Source organism: Ruegeria sp. CDSA021, assembly GCF_059612325.1.
Map to the genome: position 1 here is coordinate 416,612 of NZ_JBXWQJ010000002.1, position 16,881 is coordinate 433,492.

A 16,881-nucleotide genomic window follows, 5' to 3' on the forward strand; every position below is an offset into this window, starting at 1 on the left:
TCCGGCGTGGAATTTATGGGTTTTTGAGGCATCAATTTGACACCAATCAAAGCGCATTCAAGGCGTTTCTGCTAGCCCTCATTCAGGACAGTAGAAAAAGGAAAAGATGTATGGAAGCCATTGCTCCGGTCGAAGCAAAATCCCGTCAGATCAAATCCGTTCCAGCCAATACAGCCGAGCCCGTCGCGCCCAGTCCCGAGAAGATCCGGCAGGCGTTCGAAAGTGGGAAATACCCATACGGCCGCAAGATGGCACGGGCGACTTATGAGACGCAGAAAGCCAAGTTGCAGGCCGAGCTTTTGAAGGTTCAGCTGTGGGCGCAAGACACGGGGCAGCGGTTTGTTCTGCTGTTCGAAGGTCGCGATGCCGCTGGCAAGGGCGGCACGATCAAACGGTTCATGGAGCATTTGAATCCGCGTCAGGCTCGAGTGGTCGCTTTGAACAAACCCACCTGGGAAGAGAAAGGGCAGTGGTATTATCAGCGCTACCTTCAGGAGCTGCCAACCGTTGGTGAAATGGTGTTCTATGACCGGTCCTGGTACAACCGCGCGGGTGTTGAGCGGGTGATGGGCTTCTGCTCGCCCAATGAGTATCTGGAGTTCATGCGTCAGACGCCGGAACTGGAACAGATGCTGGTCCGCTCGGGCATCCAACTGTACAAATACTGGTTCTCTGTCACGCAGGAGGAACAACAACGTCGATTCAAAAGCCGCGAGACCGATCCGCTGAAACAGTGGAAACTTTCACCCATCGACAAGGCCAGCCTCAGCAAATGGGATGACTATACCGAGGCGAAAGAAGCGATGTTCTTTTACACCGATACTGCGGACGCGCCTTGGACGATCATCAAGTCGAACGACAAGAAACGGGCTCGGTTGAACTGTATGCGTCACTTCCTGTCGACGCTGGATTACCCCGGCAAGGATCATGACGTTGTCGGTGATCCTGATCCGTTGATCGTGGGGCAGGCGCATCACGTCATTCATCGGTCTGAACATATTCTGGGTGCAACATTGCATCCGGACGCCCGTTAAACGCCAAGGTGCCCGTTCTCATGCCAGGAGCGGGCACCAAAGTCTCACAGTGAAATTTTATTGATCCACTCTTGTCCCGCGCCAAGCCCGCGCATATGGCTGGTGCTATGACAAAAGTGATGACATATCCCGCTCATTTTCGGGCGATTGCCGTGCTGGGCTTGCCCCTGGTCGGAGGGCATCTGGCGCAGTATGCGATCAGCTTGACAGATACCATCATGTTGGGTTGGTACGGGGTCGAGGCGTTGGCTGCGGTCACATTGGCCAGCAGCTATTACTTTGTGCTGTTTTTGTTCGGTGCGGGATTTGGCTGGGCCGTCATGCCAATGGTTGCCACAGCGGCAGCAGAAGGGGACGAAACCAGCATTCGCCGCTCAACCCGAATGGGGCTGTGGCTGTCGTTGCTGTACGCAGTGGTGGTTATGCCCTTGTTGTGGTGGTCTTATCCGATCCTGATCGCCATGAAGCAGGAACCGCAAATTGCTGAAACCGCTTCCGAGTATTTGCGCGTTGCAGGTTGGGGGTTGTTTCCGGCCCTGCTTGTGATGGTGCTGAAGTCCTACCTTGCGGCATTGGAACGGACGCAGATCGTGCTGTGGATCACGGTCGCGGCGGCATTTGTGAACGCGGTGACCAACTATGCGCTGATATTCGGCAATTGGGGGGCACCGGAACTGGGCGTGACGGGGGCGGCCATCGCCTCAATCGCAACCCAGGTCGTTTCGCTGATCGCTGTTGTTATCTACGTGGTTCGGACGCTGCCGGAACACAGCCTTTTTCAACGGTTTTGGCGGCCGGATTGGGAGATGTTCGCCAGCGTATGGAAGCTGGGTGTGCCCATTGGCCTGACCACTCTGGCCGAAGTTTCGCTGTTTGCAACATCAGCGGTGATGATGGGGTGGCTGGGTCAGGTCCCTCTGGCCGCGCATGGGATCGCGCTGAACCTCGCGTCGGCTACCTTTATGGTGCATTTGGGGTTGTCAAACGCCGCCACCATCAGAGCAGGCAACGCGCTGGGCCGTCGAGACAGGGCACATCTGGAAAAAGGTGCAATTGCCGTAACGGGCATGTCGCTGGTCATGTCCGTTCTGACGGTTGTCCTGTTTCTGACCTGTGCCGAACCGCTGATTTCATTGTTCATGGAGACTGATGATCCGCAACGCGGGCAAATCCTGGCTATTGGGACTGGGTTGCTTGCCATGGCGGCACTGTTTCAACTGGTCGATGGGGCGCAGGTCATTGCACTGGGTCTGCTGCGCGGATTGCAAGACGCCAAAATTCCCATGGTCATGGCCGCACTCAGCTATTGGGTCGTTGGAATCCCGGCGTCGTACTATTTTGGTTTTGTCCGGCAGATGGACGGCATCGGTGTCTGGCTGGGGCTGGTGCTTGGTTTGGCATTCGCAGCCGTGCTGCTGATGGCCCGGTTCTGGATGCATTCGGTGCGGCAGATGCAGGCACCAGCTGAACTGGCTTAGCCTTTGCTCAGGCGATCCGCCTTTTTGCGCACCAGAACCGTGCGCAGGTCGTGCATCGCCATCAGCAACCTGTCGGTCACGTCTTCAAGCTGTTCGTCACTTGCCTTGGACTGTGCCCATTGCGTGGTCAGGTTCAGGTAGTCAACGGCACGATGGATATCGTCGATGTCGCGCTGGGCCAGTATGGCCCGGCGTTCTTGCATCCAGCGGTCGATTTCGGCGTGATCCCGCTCTGAAAGCGTCCGCTGCCCTTGCGGTTTGACGTCTCCATTGCGAATATTGATGACTGCGATCTGGTCCATCTCAATACGGCGTTGGCGGTTCTCTGTATCGACCCGAAACACCGCAGCCCCGTTTTCACGGATACGAAAGTAGTATTCGGGAAGTTCGGCAGACATGGTCACCTCAAGGAAGCACAGAAACGCTGTATACGGCTGCAGGCCTCGGTCAGGGCCGCATCGGACGTAGCGTAGCTGACGCGGAAATTCGGCGAAAGACCAAAGGCTGCACCAAACACAACGGCTACATCCGCCTCTTCCAGCAAAGAAGTGGCAAATGCTTCGTCAGTGTCGATGACCGTACCGGCAGGCGTCGTTTTGCCAATCAGTCCTGCGATCGAAGGATAAACATAAAACGCGCCCTCGGGCGTGGGGCAGGTGATGCCGTCGATTTCGTTCAGCATCCGAACCACCAGATCGCGGCGGCGTTTGAAGGTCTCGTTGTTCGGGGCCAGAAAGCCCTGTGTGCCGTTCAACGCCTCAACCGCGGCCCATTGGCTGACCGAGCAGGGGTTCGACGTGGATTGCGACTGAACCTTTCGCATCGCCGCGATGATCTCGACCGGACCAGCTGCATAGCCGATACGCCATCCAGTCATAGCATAGGCTTTCGAAACTCCGTTGCAGGTGAGCGTCCGGTCATAGAGACCAGGCTCTACTTCGGCAGGGGTGCAGAATTCAAATCCGTCATAGGCCAGGTGTTCATACATGTCGTCGGACATGATCCAGACATGCGGATGGCGCATCAGCACATCGGTCAGAGCCTTCAGCTCCTCCCTGCTGTACCCTGCACCCGTTGGGTTAGAGGGCGAGTTGAAGATGAACCACTTTGTTTTGGGGGTGATTGCGGTTTCCAATTGTTCCGCCGTCAGCTTGAAACTGTTCTCGAGTGTCGTCTCAACGACAACCGGTGTTCCACCGGCAAGCAAAACCATGTCGGGGTAACTTACCCAATAAGGCGCGGGGATGATCACCTCGTCGCCGTCATTCATCGTCGCCATCAGAGCGTTGTACAGCGTTTGCTTGCCGCCGCTTCCGACCGAGATTTGAGCGGGTGTATACTCAAGCCCATGATCGCGCTTCATCTTAGCGCAGGCCGCTTGTTTCAACTCGGGAATGCCGTCTGGTGCGGTGTATTTGGTTTTACCCGCCGCAATTGCCGCAACAGCGGCGTCTTTGATGTTCTGAGGCGTGTCGAAATCCGGCTCACCCGCGCTCAGCCCGATAACATCGCGCCCGGCGGCCTTAAGCTCGGCTGCCTTGGCTGTCATAGCGATGGTAGGCGAAGGTTTAACGCGTGACAGTGTCGCAGACAGGAAACTCATGAGTGGCCTCGGTTTGTATGTTCAACCCGACTGTCATAGGGTGCGCCGGAATGACGATCAAGCCGTATAGATAATGTGAATTGGAGATCCGAATGAATGATGAACAAGACTGGTATGGTCCGGAGTCTGCAACATTTGGGGATCGTTTGGCGGGCGCTCGCGAAGCCGCCGGAATGACGCAAGCAGAATTGGCACGCCGTCTTGGGGTCAAGAAAGCGACAATTGCTGATTGGGAAAACGATTTATCCGAGCCGCGTGCGAACCGATTGTCGATGATGGCGGGTATGATCAATGTCTCGATCATGTGGCTGCTGACCGGTGAGGGCGACGGCATGGATGCACCGGTGGAAGAGGGTGAAGGCGGTATGGAACTGTCAGTCGCCGTAGCCGAACTGCGTGCCATTCGCGGCGAGATGCGCGCGAGCGCCGAACGCGCGGCGCGGCTGGAAAAGAAAATGCGCCTAATGCTGGAGCAGAAGAATTGAGCGCGCCCCGGGATGTGCGCATCAAACGCATGAAAATGCGGTCCATGCGGCGTGGGATCAAAGAAATGGACATTATCCTGTCCGCCTACGCAGATCGCAATCTGGCCGACATGGATGAGGCCGGGCTGGATGATTATGACGCGCTGCTGAATGAAAACGACCAGGATCTATATCAGTGGGTCACCGGGCAGGTGCAATCGCCTGCACAGTTTTCCCATTTGATTTCGGACATCGCTCAAACGTTTCAAAAGTAACGAAAATTTCCGCTTAACCGATTTTTTGGATTTTCGGTTCATCGTGTCTCAAACAGCGCGACTGAATCGGAGGGTCGGATGAGTATGGAAATGCAGGTATCGGGATCGGGAACCAAGGGGTTCATGACCAGCTACCTTGAGGCGCTGGCCCTTGTGGAAAGATTGCACCGCTTGCTGCTGGACGTCATCAAGGACGAGTTTGAGCGCGTTGGCGTGTTGGAAATCAATGCTGTGCAGGCGCTGCTTCTGTTCAATATCGGTGATCACGAAGTCACGGCAGGTGAACTGAAAAGCCGTGGCTACTATCAAGGCAGCAATGTCAGTTACAACCTCAAGAAACTGGTCGAGATGGGGTACATGCACCATCAGCGCTGCGAGATCGACCGTCGCTCGGTGCGCGTTCGCCTGACGCCGCTGGGCAGAGAGATCCGCGACATCGTTTCCGACCTGTTTGCACGTCACGCTGAGGGCCTGCAAGGCAGGGGAGTGCTGGCACTTGAGGGCATAGAAGACATCACCACGTCGTTGCGCCGCGTCGAACGGTATTGGACCGACCAGATCAGGTATATCTACTGATCAAGGACGGGCTTCGGACAGCACGAGGCTGTCCAACTCTCGGATCAGTTTACGGATCATGGCCTCTTCATAGGCCTCAAACCCCAACGCGACCTCGACGAAGGCGTTTGGCCCTGAAATGACCCAGGCCGTGTAATAGGCGGAAAGCTCGCCCACCTGAACAAAGCGTTGATCTCCGGCCTTAGGGTCATCCGCACCGATGACCAGACCGTTGATTGTTATCCCGCTGTTACGCAGTGTAGCTCGAACTTCGCGGGGATGGGTCCCAAGATTATGCTTGCCATCACCAGACAGATCCAGCGTTCGCCGCCAGCATGTCTTTTGCTGCTGTAGCAAATCGGCGCCAAACGCCATCGCGGATCCAACCGCAGTGCCTTGCGGTGTCGAGCTGCGTGAAGTTTCGATCAAAAGAGTGCTGATTGCGTTTAGATCGGCCTGGGTTTGAATCTCGGTCCAGTTCAGCAGCATTCGTTCATGCCCTGGCTCGTTCCATTCAAAAACTGCCAGTCTTATGGATGTCGCGTCATCGGCCAGCATCAGCTGGCGCACTTCAGGGTGTTGCAGCGCAGCGGCCACGCCCTCTAACTGCAACCTGTATTCCCCGTTGTCGACTGACCCCGACACGTCCAGACCCAAAGCCAATGCGTGCCGGCACTGCGCATGAACAGGCCCGGATATCAGGCAGAACAACACGACAAACAGACGCGCAATCATTGGCCAACACGTCCAATTGCACCGATCTGCAGCCCGCTCAGTTCCCTCTCAAGCTTCTTGCGCATGGCGCGTTCAAAATCTTCAAACCCCTGAGCCACTTCAAGAAAGGCACCGGGGCCATGCAGGACGTTGTTCTCAAAGAAGGGAATCAGAAACAGTTCACCTTCAAAATCGGCGGCGTTGATAACCAGGCCATTGACCACAACGTCACGGGTAAAGAACCGTTGATACGCGATCTGCGGCCCATACCCGTCATTGTTGGACCCGTCACCGGACAGGTCTATCGTATGAAACAGGCATGGGGGCGCGCTTTGCAACAATTTGGCCCCAAACCGCAGCGCGTGCCCCATAGCTGTGGCCGAGCCTTGATTGGACCGGATCGACTGGCTGATTTGCGTTGCGGCGGCGACCAAATTCCCTTGGTTTTCAATCAGGTGCCAGTTCAGAATGACGTGTTGTGTAGATTGCCCGCTCCACTCGTAGACCGCCAAGGCAACGGGCAGGGGTGAGGAAAAGAAGGCCTCTTGTACTTCAGGGGCCAAAAGCGCCGCGGCCAATCCCTGCCTCTGCAAAAGGTCTTCTGCATCGTCGACCGAGACTGAAATATCCATCGCCAGAGCTAGGGCCAAACGGCATTGTTCGGCTTTGATAGGGCCGGCCAAAATGGCCAGCCCCATTGCTATGATCCACCGGATCACCAGCGGCCGGTGTTCTCCATGCTGGCCCAGGGTTCGGCAGGTTCCAGCGCGTCGCCATTCTGCAGCAACTCAACCGAAATGTTGTCGGGAGAACGGATAAAGGCCATGCGACCGTCGCGTGGCGGGCGGTTGATGGTGACGCCGTTGTTCTGAAGGTGTTGGCAGACCTCGTAGATGTTGTCGACGCCGTACGCCAAGTGGCCGAAATGTCGGCTGTCGCTGGGCAGCTCATCATCGCCATCCCAGTTGTATGTCAGTTCGATCGGAGCGTCCTCCTGCCCCGGAGGAGCCATGAAAATCAGTGAGAACCGCCCGGCCTCGCTGTCATATCGGCGTGTTTCCTTGAGGCCCAGAAGCTCATAAAACGCCATGGACTTTTCCAGGTCCCCCACGCGGACCATAGTGTGCAGATATGTCAGCGCCATTTTGACTTTCCTTCTTCGATTTATTTTGCCAGCAACTTAGCGCACTGGTTTGACGTGTCGAGTGCACCGTGGTGTCCAAATCGAAAATAGCGCAGGTTGCGGCATATATCGCGGTTCCGGTGGCGGGATTGGCGAGATATAGTAGGAGGCGACTCATTACCAGAAAGGAAGTTTTGATGCCGCTGTCCGCTGACCAACAGGCCGAGATCGAAGCGCAACGCGCGCAATCGCATCCCACACGTCGCGCCGTTTCAGCCGGAATGGAAGACCATTTGTACACCGCGCATCAGGTCCTGGATCACGGCTTTGTCCGTGTGATCGACTATATGGGCGATGATGCCGCGATCTGTCAGGCGGCCCGTGTATCTTACGGTAAAGGCACCAAATCGGTTCAGAACGACGAAGGGCTGATCCGATATCTGATGCGGCACTGGCACTCGACCCCGTTCGAGATGTGCGAGGTCAAACTGCATGTAAAGCTGCCCGTTTTTGTGGCGCGCCAGTGGATTCGGCACCGGACAGCAAATGTAAATGAATACTCGGCGCGGTATTCTATTCTGGATCGTGAGTTTTATATCCCCGCGCCAGAGCATGTAGCGGCCCAGTCAGAGGTGAACAACCAGGGGCGCGGATCAGCACTGGAAGGTGAAGAAGCGGCTCGTGTGCTGGAAATCCTGAAAGCCGACAGCACCCGCTGCTATGACAATTACGAGGCCATGATCAACCAGGATGGACAACAGGGCCTGGCGCGTGAACTGGCTCGGATGAACCTGCCTGCGAACATCTACACGCAGTGGTATTGGAAGGTTGATCTGCACAACCTGTTCCATTTCCTGCGTTTGCGCGCAGACCCTCATGCGCAGTACGAAATCCGCGTATACGCCGACGCGATGTGCAAGATCGTCGCCGACTGGGTGCCGTTTGCCTACAAAGCGTTCGAGGACTACCGTTTGGGTGCGGTCAACCTGTCCGCCCAGATGGCGGAGAGTCTTCGGAACATGTTGGCGGGTGAGACCGTCACGCAGGAAAGCTCAGGCATGACCGCCCGTGAATGGCGTGAGTTTGAAGCGATCATCCGCAAGTAATTCTCACTAACGCCTAGCGTTTGTCTATACATTCTGTCATGGAATCGATACAATGGTTCCATGATCCACGTTTATAAAACTGCTGCTTTGTGCTTGCTCTTTAGCCATACTTTGCCAGCGCAGGCTCAGTCTCCTATCGCAGAAATTGTGTGTGAGCCGACGCACCGGTTACACCAAAAGCTAGAAGGGCAGTTTGGGTCCGAACGTGTGGCCACTGGTGTTCGTGGACCTGAACAAATCATGGAAGTTTGGTCAAACCAGCGCGGCGACTGGACGATGGTCGTGACCTATGCGACCGGAACGTCCTGCATCGTTGCCATGGGCGACAACTGGATTGCTCATGACAGGCCAAAGCCCGCACGAGGGTAATGGAACATGTCCGGTGGGGGGCGGGTGACGGCCGGAAATTGGCCGTCATCCTCAAATGTATCACTCCGCGTTGGGCGGGGGTGTCGCTACAACGGCTTCAATTCAGATGCCATTTGGCGTCCGTCGCGTCCGTCCTGCAACTCGTATGAGACTTTTTGGTTGTCTGCGAGTCCGGTAAGGCCGGACCGTTCTACGGCCGAGATATGAACAAACACATCTTTGCCCCCTTCATCAGGGGCAATAAATCCATAGCCTTTGGTGGTATTGAACCATTTCACGGTGCCGGTTGGCATGTCCCGTGTCTCCTTCTACTTACGCATTGTCCCACAAATTGGTGGGGGCTGTGGTCGGCGTCATCGTAAATCCCACTGTTTCGCGATTGCAGAACAGTCCAATTTACATGTTTCGCCTTTTTCAACATTGCACGGTGAAGTAAAAAATCAAGAATAACTGCCAAAAACAGGCGTGATTGCCTAAAATGAAAGCACGAGCAGGAGTACCACAGTGATGAAACTTTATGGCTTGAAGGCTTGCGATACCTGTCGCAAGGCATTGAAATCTTTGCCAGATGCGGAATTTCTTGATGTTCGGAAAGACGGTGTGCCGGATTCTGTTCTGTCGCAAGGTTTTGCCGAATTCGGCAATGCTCTGCTCAATACAAGATCAACAACGTGGCGTGGGCTAGATGAAGGCCAGCGCGCAAAAGCACCACTGGAGCTTTTGAAAGAACACCCGACTCTGATGAAACGCCCCTTGATCGAGGATAACGGTAAGCTGCTGTTGGGATGGACCGCTGAAACCCGGGCGCAGCTTGGTGTTTCCTGAATGGGTGCTTATCTGCCCAAGATCAAAAGTGAGGATTTTCTATGCGTAATGCCGCAATGACTTTGGGCGTTGTTGCCGGACTGATCGGTATGATCGTCGGGTTTTTCGGATATGCCAAAGTGGTCGTTGTCGACCATGTCGGCGAAATTGATGGGGTTCTGAGCCAAGTCGATAACCCCGGCCTGATCCAGGCCCTTTCGATTATCGCGCCTTTGCTGGCAATTGCCGGAGGGGCGATGGCACCTGCGCGGGCTCTTATCGGCGGGGTTTTGCTGCTGATTTCAGCCGGTGCAATGTACTATGCGTTTGGGTTTGGCGTCTTCACCATGTTCCCGATCGCCTTTGCCGGTGTGGCCGGCGTGCTTGGGCTGGCGGCAGGAAAACCGGACCAGCCCAAAGCGCATTTCTAGATCATTTCAGGCGCAGGATACGGTCCAGCGAGAGCGGGCCTGCGCCGTTGATCACAATGACCAGCATCAGGAAAGTCCACATCGTGCGCTGATCCAGGATGGAAGGCGCGGCGTCAAACAGGCTGCCAAGTTTCACGCCGTGGCCGGTGACGTCGACCAGCGTTTGCACCCAGATGAACCCAATCAATCCCAGCGCCGCCAGACGCGTGAACAAGCCAACCAGCAACAAGGCAGGTAGAACAAATTCAGCGACCGTTCCGAAGAAGATGACGATGCGCTGGAAGAATGTCATTTGGGACACGTCATACAAAACGGCCTCGGCCGCCTTGGGGAAGATCTGACCAAATGCACCAGCAGACGGTGAAAAGATCGAACCGTCGATCTTCAGCATGGCCGAGTTCCAGTAGTAAACCAGCAGAACGGCAATGAAGACCAGCCGCGCAAGTGTTGGAGTCAACCAGTTGGACGCGTGGTCCACCTTCTCAAGAGCAGAATTGTGAATTGAGATCAGGGCAGTCATGTCTCCAGCCTTTCGATAGTCACAGAAGTTAATGCACCGCCCTGTAAAAGCAGTGCCAGAGTGGTTCCAAGGTCAAATTCCGGCTGTTCCGCAGCGATTTTCTCGAATGCTTCGCCAATTGTGTCGCCATTTTTCATATGGGCGATCCAGTCGGCTCCACCAACGGGCAGCAGTTGGGGAATGGGGTCGAATTCCGGGCGTGTGATCAACACATCCTCAGCACGTGCATCCGGTTTCGGGGCGTCAGCCTCGGTGTTGAAGCGCCAGATCGCGTGGACGGGCCAATCCGAGCGGATCACCTGCATGGCCGGGGCAAAGTGTAGCCGGGCTTGCATGACCTGCTCGGGATCTACCGCCAGCGCCTCCGCCGGAACAGGTTGGCTGTCGGCGGCGTGGTAAGAATTGCGCAGTGCAAGTTCCAGCCGCGCGACATCCGGTAGGTAACCAATATGCGAAAGCTGCTGCATTCCAGCCAGGAAATCGGGAAATGCTTCACCGTAAAACATCATCAGCGGCGATGACGGTGGATGCTGACGGAGGAATATCCCGGCCAGCCCGTCCATGTTCTGCGGCCCCAACAGTTTGGTGATGACGGGAAACGCCTGATGCATGGCCTCAGTCAATGAGACGGCAACATTGTTGCGATAGACGCTGAACCGGCGACCGGCTGGTTGCGCCTCGGCATCCAGCAAACCCTCGGGTACGGGGGCCGAAGCATCCATCATGGCTGCGCGGAATTCGGACTGCGAAACGCTCATGCCGGAATCCGCTCGAGTGCGGTCTGCGCACGAACCGCTTCTTCCCGCAGAACGGGCCAATCGGGGACATCGGTGTCCCATTCGATCAGAACGGGTTTCGGTCCCGAACGCTCCAGCACATAATCCAACAAGGCCCAGACCGGATCGACGACTTCGCGCCCATGGCTGTCAATCAACAACGGATGGCCATGGTCGTCTTCGTCTTCATCATGGCCGCCAAGATGAATTTCGCCCACATTCTCAAGGGGGTAAGCGTCAATGTAACCCTGAGGTGAAAAGTCCAGATTGGTCGCTGAAACAAAGACGTTGTTTACGTCCAGCAGCAAACCACAGCCGGTGCGTGTGGCGATCTCTCTCAGGAAATCGGGCTCTGACCATGTGCTTTCTTCAAAAGCCAGATAGCTGGAGGGGTTTTCCAACAGCATCTGCCGCCCAACAGTTTCCTGTACCTGATCGATATGTTCGCATACACGCGTCAGAGTCGCGTCGGTATAGGGCAGGGGCAGCAGGTCGTTGTAGAAATGCGTGTCATGGGTGGACCATGCCAGATGCTCGGAAAAGCTGGCAGGGTTCAGCCAACCGACCAAGTGTTTCAGCCGGGCCAGATGATCGGGGTCAAGGGGGCCTTCGCCGCCGATGGACAGGCCAACGCCGTGAACCGAGATCGGGAATTGTTCGGAAAGGTGGCGCAGCTGCGCCAAGGGGCGCCCACCGTCGCCCATATAGTTTTCCGCATGGATTTCCAGCCATGCGACAGGCCTTGCGTGTTCGAGTATCTGAGCAAAATGTTGCGGTTTGTAGCCAACGCCCGGTGCAGCGGGCAGGCGGTTCGACCGGTGTGCATCATCCAACATGGGTCAGTTCCTTGATCACGAAAGGGAAGGGGCGGGCGATCTGGCCCGCCCCTCTGAATTCGTATGATCGACCTTATGCCGGCAAATCGCGTTCCTGGGCTTCCAACGAACCTTTGCGCGGTGTACCGTCTGCCTCTGCAGGCAGTTCGATGTCCGCGCAGGTGCCAGCGTCAACCAGGGTCCATGCGTTGCCCTGATAGTCAACGGTCGAGGTGCCCGCGCAGGTGGTGCCGGGGCCTGCGGCGCAGTCGTTCTGACCGGCCAGCGATACGCCATAGCATTTTTCTTTTGCCTGTGCGGTTGCAGTGGTTGCTGCGCCCGATACGGCGGCTGCGACTGCGGTTGCAATAACCAGGGACTTAGCTGTGTTCGACATCACGGTAATCCTCTTGATGACTGGGTATGTCTGCTTGTGACACTGACAAAGGTAGTGGCTTGATGGCCAGAGTTGAATTCACGAGCCCGTGTCTCACAAGCACGTCAGGGGGCGGCATGCCCTCTTGCAGCGTAATACATTGTTTTTGATGAAAAAAGGATGAAATGTTTCAATCTGGCCCCAAATCGGAGGCCAGATTTCCAGCGATATGCGGCCGAATGTTACAGCAGATCCGGCGGAGTGGCTGCCTGCGACAGCTCATTTGTTACAACGTCAAGCGGTTGAACATGTGTTTGTTTTTCACCCAGACGACGGACACTGACCGTACGGTCTTCGACTTCGCGGTGACCAACGGCCAGAATCACCGGCACTTTGCCAACCGAATGCTCGCGGACCTTGTAGTTGATCTTTTCATTGCGAGTGTCGGCCTCGGCACGCACACCTGAAGCGCGCAGGGTTTCGACAACCTCGGCAACATAGGCGTCGGCCTCGGACGTGATCGAGGCGACCACGACCTGACGCGGGGCCAGCCAGAAGGGCAGCTTGCCCGCGTGTTCTTCGATCAGGATACCGATAAAGCGCTCGAAAGATCCCAGTGTCGCGCGATGCAGCATAACGGGGCGGTGTTTACCGCCATCAGCGCCGACATAGGTGGCGTCCAGACGCTCTGGCAGAACGAAATCGACCTGGTGCGTGCCGCATTGCCAGTCACGACCAATTGCGTCGGTCAGGACAAACTCCAACTTAGGACCATAAAAGGCACCTTCACCGGGGTTGAGCTCTGGCTCGATCCCCGCAGCACGTGTTGCACTGAGCAAAGCGGCTTCAGCTTTGTCCCAAACCTCGTCAGAGCCCGATCGTTTTTCAGGACGATCCGAGAATTTGACCGAGAAGTTTTCGAATCCGAGGTCCTTGTAGATCTCGGACAGGAAGCGAATGAACTCGGCAGTCTCGCATTCGATCTGATCTTCGGTGCAGAAGATGTGACCATCATCCTGCGTGAAGCCGCGCACGCGCATGATACCGTGCAAGGCGCCTGACGGCTCATAACGGTTGCACGATCCGAATTCCGCCATCCGAAGAGGCAGATCGCGATAGGATTTCAGACCTTGGTTGAAGATCTGCACGTGGCACGGACAGTTCATCGGCTTCAGGGCATTGATCGCCTTTTCGCGGGCATGTTCTTCGTCCACTTCGACGATGAACATGTTTTCCTGATACTTGTCCCAGTGGCCTGAAGCCTCCCACAGTTTGCGGTCCACAACCTGCGGAGTGTTGACTTCGACATACCCGCCCTTGCGTTGCTGGCGGCGCATGTAGTCCTGCAATTGCGTGTAGATGGTCCAACCGTTGGGGTGCCAAAAGATCTGACCGGGGGCCTCTTCCTGCATGTGGAACAGGTCCATTTCGCGGCCCAGCTTGCGGTGGTCGCGTTTGGCGGCCTCTTCCAGCATATGCAGGTGAGCTTTGAGCTTTTCCTTGCCTGTGAAGGCCACGCCATAGATGCGTTGCAGCATCGCGCGGTCACTGTCGCCGCGCCAATAGGCACCAGCAATGGACATCAGCTTGAACGCGTCGCCCGGCACCTGACCGGTGTGTTGCAGGTGTGGACCACGGCAAAGATCCTGCCAGTGGCCGTGCCAATAGATGCGGAGCGGCTCGTCGCCCGGAATGGCTTCGATCAGCTCGACCTTATAAGGCTCGTTATTGGCCTCGTAGAACTCGATCGCGCGCTCACGGTCCCAAACCTCGGTGGTAACAGGATCGCGTTTGTTGATGATTTCCTTCATCTTTTTCTCGATTAGGCCGAGGTCTTCGGGCGTGAACGGTTCCGCGCGGTCAAAGTCATAATACCAGCCGTTTTCGATCACGGGGCCGATCGTAACCTTGGTGGCGGGCCAGATTTCCTGAACGGCCCGCGCCATGATGTGCGCCAGATCGTGACGGATCAGCTCATTGGCCTGCTCTTCATCTTTCATGGTGTGGATGGCGATCTGCGCATCGGCTTCGATGGGCCATTGCAAGTCCCAATGCTGGCCGTCTACCGTGGCCGAGATGGCCTTTTTGGCCAGCGAGGTTGAGATATCGGCAGCCACCTGCGCGGGCGTGACGCCTGCGTCATAGATACGTGCATTGCCATCGGGAAAGGTGAGAGAGACGGATTGAGAATCCAGGGCCATATCGGCTCTCCTCGTCGGTTTGGCGCCCACTGAACGCCCGGTTGCGGGTATCGCCATTTAAGATTCTGAAAACAGTAATTTTTTAGGACGTTTCGGTGTCACTCGTCACTGTTTTGTAGCTTTTGGCGACAATAAAGCCACGAGGCGTCTCATATAGCGATTGTCAGGGCGGTGCAATCACTGTCCTGCACCGTATGGCCCGCCCTCCTGCATATTGCCGAACACTGCCCATACCTCGTGGCAGGCGTTTGCCAGCGGTATGTCATCCTCGGGAATGCTGTCCTTGAAATTGGGGTAGGACATGTGATTGCCCAAGTTCATCAGCACGGTCACGAGGTGGCTGCGCGGTATGAAGACCCTATAGCGATAGTCGCCGCCCGGCGTTTCGATTACCTCGCCGTCCATGCCGTAGTCGCGCAGCAACTCGGCATCCTGCGCGCGGCGGAACCGCAGGCAGACGCGCGACCCCATGTGCGGCCCGCTGGTTTTGCCGTCCTCATCCTTTGCAACAGCCGAGAAAAAGCCCGAACCCTCGGACGTCGAGAATGCTACCCACATGTGCAGGTCCTCCTAATTTTTTGGAAAAGGGCGCCTTCTCTATCAAATACAATACAGGGTCGTCAAATCGAGGGGGCTTACGTGCGCGGGCGCATGACCTGTAGGCACAAACCCAATCCTCCTCACCTGGCAGCCCCTACGTGATTGTTGGAGACTACTCGTTGTCATCCAGTTTTGACTCGATCACCTTCTGTTGAGCCAATCTTTCTGGAAGGCGGTCGCTGATATCTTTGAGCCGCTGTGTTGGATTGACGCTCATGCCGACAGTTCCGCTGTGGGTATGTGTGACGCTTACACCATCAGCGCGTCCAAATGCTCGGTCCTGAGCTAAGGCCAGCAAGGCGATTTGTTCTTTGCCCGAAAGTTTTCCCGATACAAATTCACCATTCTCGTCTATGCGATTGAAGAGTTCGTCCATCGACAAAAGATCGTTCATACGTTTCACAGCGACCTCGCCGTTCGATTGGATCAACTTTCTTGTCGCTGGGTCCAGCTTGGGTCGCCCACCCGGATTACCAGAATGACCGGGCTTGAAGAGAGGTGTTGGCACAGTAGAACTCCTCTGTTCTCAGAAGGTAAAGGCACCAGGTGATAAGTATGTTTTTTATATATCGTAATTCGGCATGAGTTGCGAATATTTGTGCCTTTTCCGGCATGGCTGGGCGGTAGTTTTGTTCGAACGACAGCCACAGCGGACTATTATCGCCAGCGATTGCTATCGTGCCGAGCGATCACTAAATGCAGAAAGTTCGACTGTCTGCTGCCGAAGGACCGCTTAGCGGGGCTTAGCCGTCATCTGAGAAAAACAGTCAGATGACCGAGTCGAGCCCAAAGTGCCAGTTACTGCGAGCAGCACGAACTGGTAGTTTGCCGACCTTGCTGACATCTGACGCAATCGGTCGGATGTCCGGAATGTGGATGGCTTCCCCCGAAAAGTGAACTTGCGAATCTGCGCTAATCCGCGTGGCGGCCGTGACTATTGTGTTCCCGATGAATTGATCCCATTGTGATCTGAATTTCCAGGGGCGAGGGAACACGCGATGCGACTGCAATTGGCGGCCAGTATACTTCTTGCACCTCCAACTTTGGTGTCGGCACAGGAAGGCCCGATCATCCACGACGCAGAGCACTACATCCTGCTGGAACAACACGGTCAGACGTGGTCGGAGGAAGATGCCCGGATCGATGACCGGCTTGCGGAAATTCGCGAGACCAATGGCGGAACGCCCCCGAACATCGTCTACATTCTGCTTGATGATGTCGGCTTCGGCGAGATGGGCATGCCGAACCTGGACGTCATTCGGGGTTACAGCACGCCGAATATCTCGGACCTCGCGGAGGAGGCCTTGTCCTTCCAGAGAATGTACACTGAACCCTCCTGTACCCCCACGCGAGCCGCCATGATGACAGGTCGCTATGCGATCCGCACCGGGACAACGGAAGCCAAGTCCGTGGTCTCCGGCGACGGCCTTAATGAATGGGAAGTCACGCTGGCCGAGGTCCTGAGCGCGGGTGGCTACGAGACCGTGCATATCGGCAAATGGCACCTCGGCGATATCGAGCAATCCTATGCGTTTAATCAGGGCTTCGACTATGCCGGTCTGTCCGTCGTCAGGGATTTTGGGACAGATGGCCGCCTGATCTAAGAGAGGGTCTGGCTCAACTGGTTGTTGTGATTA

Annotated in this window: 23 protein-coding genes; 10 read left to right on the top strand and 13 right to left on the bottom strand. The window is 56.0% G+C overall.

Features of this window, described 5'->3' with window-relative positions; all coding sequences use genetic code 11:
• Window positions 1-110 precede the first annotated feature (110 nt).
• On the top strand, window positions 111-1,034 hold the full coding sequence (gene ppk2, locus AC2FLD_RS04280; RefSeq protein ID WP_496667329.1) for a polyphosphate kinase 2: 924 nt from the start codon (window positions 111-113) through the stop codon (window positions 1,032-1,034).
• Window positions 1,035-1,141: 107 nt separating this feature from the next.
• The gene (locus AC2FLD_RS04285) at window positions 1,142-2,512 is read left to right on the top strand and encodes an MATE family efflux transporter (RefSeq protein ID WP_496667327.1); all 1,371 of its coding nucleotides are present in this window, start codon (window positions 1,142-1,144) and stop codon (window positions 2,510-2,512) included.
• Here AC2FLD_RS04285 and AC2FLD_RS04290 read toward each other — a convergent pair.
• Together AC2FLD_RS04290 and AC2FLD_RS04295 are read right to left on the bottom strand one after the other, a co-directional pair.
• The gene (locus AC2FLD_RS04290) at window positions 2,509-2,910 is read right to left on the bottom strand and encodes a hypothetical protein (RefSeq protein WP_496667325.1); all 402 of its coding nucleotides are present in this window, start codon (window positions 2,908-2,910) and stop codon (window positions 2,509-2,511) included. The two genes, AC2FLD_RS04285 and AC2FLD_RS04290, sit on opposite strands and share 4 nt — an antisense overlap.
• A gap of 2 nt (window positions 2,911-2,912) precedes the next feature.
• Window positions 2,913-4,115, bottom strand: a complete 1,203-nt coding sequence (locus AC2FLD_RS04295) for a pyridoxal phosphate-dependent aminotransferase (RefSeq protein WP_496667323.1) — start codon at window positions 4,113-4,115, stop codon at window positions 2,913-2,915.
• A 92-nt stretch (window positions 4,116-4,207) separates the two neighbouring features.
• On the opposite strand from AC2FLD_RS04295, the gene AC2FLD_RS04300 reads away from it, so the two are divergent.
• The 3 genes from AC2FLD_RS04300 to AC2FLD_RS04310 all read left to right on the top strand — a co-directional run bounded on the left by AC2FLD_RS04300 (window position 4,208) and on the right by AC2FLD_RS04310 (window position 5,430).
• Window positions 4,208-4,600, top strand: a complete 393-nt coding sequence (locus AC2FLD_RS04300; RefSeq protein ID WP_050602018.1) for a helix-turn-helix domain-containing protein — start codon at window positions 4,208-4,210, stop codon at window positions 4,598-4,600.
• Window positions 4,601-4,629: 29 nt separating this feature from the next.
• Window positions 4,630-4,854, top strand: coding sequence for a succinate dehydrogenase assembly factor 2 (locus tag AC2FLD_RS04305; RefSeq protein ID WP_496667670.1), 225 nt, complete (start codon window positions 4,630-4,632; stop codon window positions 4,852-4,854).
• A 78-nt stretch (window positions 4,855-4,932) separates the two neighbouring features.
• A complete protein-coding gene (locus tag AC2FLD_RS04310) occupies window positions 4,933-5,430 on the top strand; it encodes a MarR family winged helix-turn-helix transcriptional regulator (protein ID WP_496667321.1) in 498 nt (165 codons plus the stop codon).
• Here the strand turns inward: AC2FLD_RS04310 and AC2FLD_RS04315 are convergent, their stop codons facing one another.
• From AC2FLD_RS04315 to AC2FLD_RS04325, 3 genes are read right to left on the bottom strand one after another with little or no spacing between them, the layout of a single operon-like run.
• Complete coding sequence (locus AC2FLD_RS04315; RefSeq protein ID WP_496667319.1) at window positions 5,431-6,144, bottom strand: DUF1194 domain-containing protein; 714 nt, start codon at window positions 6,142-6,144, stop codon at window positions 5,431-5,433.
• Window positions 6,141-6,842 carry a DUF1194 domain-containing protein gene (locus AC2FLD_RS04320; RefSeq protein WP_496667318.1) on the bottom strand — a complete coding sequence of 234 codons (702 nt, stop codon included), beginning with the start codon at window positions 6,840-6,842 and terminating at the stop codon, window positions 6,141-6,143. The genes AC2FLD_RS04315 and AC2FLD_RS04320 overlap by 4 nt, the downstream gene beginning before the upstream one ends.
• On the bottom strand, window positions 6,839-7,267 hold the full coding sequence (locus AC2FLD_RS04325) for a VOC family protein (protein WP_050602023.1): 429 nt from the start codon (window positions 7,265-7,267) through the stop codon (window positions 6,839-6,841). The genes AC2FLD_RS04320 and AC2FLD_RS04325 overlap by 4 nt, the downstream gene beginning before the upstream one ends.
• A 176-nt stretch (window positions 7,268-7,443) precedes the next feature.
• Here AC2FLD_RS04325 and thyX point away from each other — a divergent pair, with 176 nt between their 5' ends.
• Together thyX and AC2FLD_RS04335 are read left to right on the top strand one after the other, a co-directional pair.
• Entirely contained in the window at window positions 7,444-8,352 is a 909-nt protein-coding gene (gene thyX / locus AC2FLD_RS04330; protein ID WP_050602024.1) for an FAD-dependent thymidylate synthase, read from the top strand.
• Between the two features lie 240 nt (window positions 8,353-8,592).
• Complete coding sequence (locus AC2FLD_RS04335; protein WP_256364005.1) at window positions 8,593-8,721, top strand: hypothetical protein; 129 nt, start codon at window positions 8,593-8,595, stop codon at window positions 8,719-8,721.
• An 86-nt stretch (window positions 8,722-8,807) separates the two neighbouring features.
• On the opposite strand, the gene AC2FLD_RS04340 is transcribed toward AC2FLD_RS04335, so the two are convergent.
• Window positions 8,808-9,014, bottom strand: coding sequence for a cold-shock protein (locus tag AC2FLD_RS04340; protein WP_050602026.1), 207 nt, complete (start codon window positions 9,012-9,014; stop codon window positions 8,808-8,810).
• Between the two features lie 214 nt (window positions 9,015-9,228).
• Between AC2FLD_RS04340 and AC2FLD_RS04345 the strand changes: the two genes are divergently transcribed.
• The gene (locus tag AC2FLD_RS04345; protein ID WP_050602027.1) at window positions 9,229-9,546 is read left to right on the top strand and encodes an ArsC/Spx/MgsR family protein; all 318 of its coding nucleotides are present in this window, start codon (window positions 9,229-9,231) and stop codon (window positions 9,544-9,546) included.
• A gap of 41 nt (window positions 9,547-9,587) precedes the next feature.
• Window positions 9,588-9,956, top strand: coding sequence for a hypothetical protein (locus AC2FLD_RS04350; protein ID WP_496667316.1), 369 nt, complete (start codon window positions 9,588-9,590; stop codon window positions 9,954-9,956).
• A 1-nt stretch (window position 9,957) separates the two neighbouring features.
• Here the strand turns inward: AC2FLD_RS04350 and AC2FLD_RS04355 are convergent, their stop codons facing one another.
• From AC2FLD_RS04355 to AC2FLD_RS04385, 7 genes are all read right to left on the bottom strand, one after another.
• Window positions 9,958-10,476, bottom strand: a complete 519-nt coding sequence (locus tag AC2FLD_RS04355) for a DoxX family protein (protein WP_050602029.1) — start codon at window positions 10,474-10,476, stop codon at window positions 9,958-9,960.
• A complete protein-coding gene (locus AC2FLD_RS04360; RefSeq protein ID WP_496667314.1) occupies window positions 10,473-11,234 on the bottom strand; it encodes an HvfC/BufC family peptide modification chaperone in 762 nt (253 codons plus the stop codon). The genes AC2FLD_RS04355 and AC2FLD_RS04360 overlap by 4 nt, the downstream gene beginning before the upstream one ends.
• A complete protein-coding gene (gene bufB / locus AC2FLD_RS04365) occupies window positions 11,231-12,088 on the bottom strand; it encodes an MNIO family bufferin maturase (protein WP_496667312.1) in 858 nt (285 codons plus the stop codon). Before bufB ends, AC2FLD_RS04360 begins: the two co-directional genes overlap by 4 nt.
• 73 nt (window positions 12,089-12,161) lie before the next feature.
• Window positions 12,162-12,464 carry a BufA1 family periplasmic bufferin-type metallophore gene (locus AC2FLD_RS04370; protein WP_050602032.1) on the bottom strand — a complete coding sequence of 101 codons (303 nt, stop codon included), beginning with the start codon at window positions 12,462-12,464 and terminating at the stop codon, window positions 12,162-12,164.
• A 221-nt stretch (window positions 12,465-12,685) separates the two neighbouring features.
• Window positions 12,686-14,644, bottom strand: coding sequence for a threonine--tRNA ligase (gene thrS, locus AC2FLD_RS04375; RefSeq protein WP_496667310.1), 1,959 nt, complete (start codon window positions 14,642-14,644; stop codon window positions 12,686-12,688).
• Window positions 14,645-14,821: 177 nt separating this feature from the next.
• Window positions 14,822-15,202, bottom strand: coding sequence for a hypothetical protein (locus AC2FLD_RS04380; protein ID WP_496667308.1), 381 nt, complete (start codon window positions 15,200-15,202; stop codon window positions 14,822-14,824).
• 154 nt (window positions 15,203-15,356) lie between these two features.
• Window positions 15,357-15,647 (bottom strand): hypothetical protein, encoded by a 291-nt coding sequence (locus tag AC2FLD_RS04385; protein ID WP_496667307.1) that lies wholly within the window; start codon window positions 15,645-15,647, stop codon window positions 15,357-15,359.
• Between the two features lie 595 nt (window positions 15,648-16,242).
• On the opposite strand from AC2FLD_RS04385, the gene AC2FLD_RS04390 reads away from it, so the two are divergent.
• Window positions 16,243-16,848, top strand: coding sequence for a sulfatase-like hydrolase/transferase (locus tag AC2FLD_RS04390; protein WP_496667306.1), 606 nt, complete (start codon window positions 16,243-16,245; stop codon window positions 16,846-16,848).
• Window positions 16,849-16,881: the final 33 nt, after the last annotated feature.

Excerpts from the sequence above, each read along its gene's own strand:
- ppk2 (WP_496667329.1), top strand. The coding sequence starts at position 111 with ATGGAAGCCATTGCTCCGGTCGAAGCAAAATCCCGTCAGATCAAATCC.
- AC2FLD_RS04285 (WP_496667327.1), top strand. The coding sequence starts at position 1,142 with ATGACAAAAGTGATGACATATCCCGCTCATTTTCGGGCGATTGCCGTG.
- AC2FLD_RS04290 (WP_496667325.1), bottom strand. The coding sequence starts at position 2,910 with ATGTCTGCCGAACTTCCCGAATACTACTTTCGTATCCGTGAAAACGGG.
- AC2FLD_RS04295 (WP_496667323.1), bottom strand. The coding sequence starts at position 4,115 with ATGAGTTTCCTGTCTGCGACACTGTCACGCGTTAAACCTTCGCCTACC.
- AC2FLD_RS04300 (WP_050602018.1), top strand. The coding sequence starts at position 4,208 with ATGAATGATGAACAAGACTGGTATGGTCCGGAGTCTGCAACATTTGGG.
- AC2FLD_RS04305 (WP_496667670.1), top strand. The coding sequence starts at position 4,630 with ATGAAAATGCGGTCCATGCGGCGTGGGATCAAAGAAATGGACATTATC.
- AC2FLD_RS04310 (WP_496667321.1), top strand. The coding sequence starts at position 4,933 with ATGAGTATGGAAATGCAGGTATCGGGATCGGGAACCAAGGGGTTCATG.
- AC2FLD_RS04315 (WP_496667319.1), bottom strand. The coding sequence starts at position 6,144 with ATGATTGCGCGTCTGTTTGTCGTGTTGTTCTGCCTGATATCCGGGCCT.
- AC2FLD_RS04325 (WP_050602023.1), bottom strand. The coding sequence starts at position 7,267 with ATGGCGCTGACATATCTGCACACTATGGTCCGCGTGGGGGACCTGGAA.
- thyX (WP_050602024.1), top strand. The coding sequence starts at position 7,444 with ATGCCGCTGTCCGCTGACCAACAGGCCGAGATCGAAGCGCAACGCGCG.
- AC2FLD_RS04335 (WP_256364005.1), top strand. The coding sequence starts at position 8,593 with ATGGAAGTTTGGTCAAACCAGCGCGGCGACTGGACGATGGTCGTGACC.
- AC2FLD_RS04340 (WP_050602026.1), bottom strand. The coding sequence starts at position 9,014 with ATGCCAACCGGCACCGTGAAATGGTTCAATACCACCAAAGGCTATGGA.
- AC2FLD_RS04345 (WP_050602027.1), top strand. The coding sequence starts at position 9,229 with ATGAAACTTTATGGCTTGAAGGCTTGCGATACCTGTCGCAAGGCATTG.
- AC2FLD_RS04350 (WP_496667316.1), top strand. The coding sequence starts at position 9,588 with ATGCGTAATGCCGCAATGACTTTGGGCGTTGTTGCCGGACTGATCGGT.
- AC2FLD_RS04355 (WP_050602029.1), bottom strand. The coding sequence starts at position 10,476 with ATGACTGCCCTGATCTCAATTCACAATTCTGCTCTTGAGAAGGTGGAC.
- AC2FLD_RS04360 (WP_496667314.1), bottom strand. The coding sequence starts at position 11,234 with ATGAGCGTTTCGCAGTCCGAATTCCGCGCAGCCATGATGGATGCTTCG.
- bufB (WP_496667312.1), bottom strand. The coding sequence starts at position 12,088 with ATGTTGGATGATGCACACCGGTCGAACCGCCTGCCCGCTGCACCGGGC.
- AC2FLD_RS04370 (WP_050602032.1), bottom strand. The coding sequence starts at position 12,464 with ATGTCGAACACAGCTAAGTCCCTGGTTATTGCAACCGCAGTCGCAGCC.
- thrS (WP_496667310.1), bottom strand. The coding sequence starts at position 14,644 with ATGGCCCTGGATTCTCAATCCGTCTCTCTCACCTTTCCCGATGGCAAT.
- AC2FLD_RS04380 (WP_496667308.1), bottom strand. The coding sequence starts at position 15,202 with ATGTGGGTAGCATTCTCGACGTCCGAGGGTTCGGGCTTTTTCTCGGCT.
- AC2FLD_RS04390 (WP_496667306.1), top strand. The coding sequence starts at position 16,243 with ATGCGACTGCAATTGGCGGCCAGTATACTTCTTGCACCTCCAACTTTG.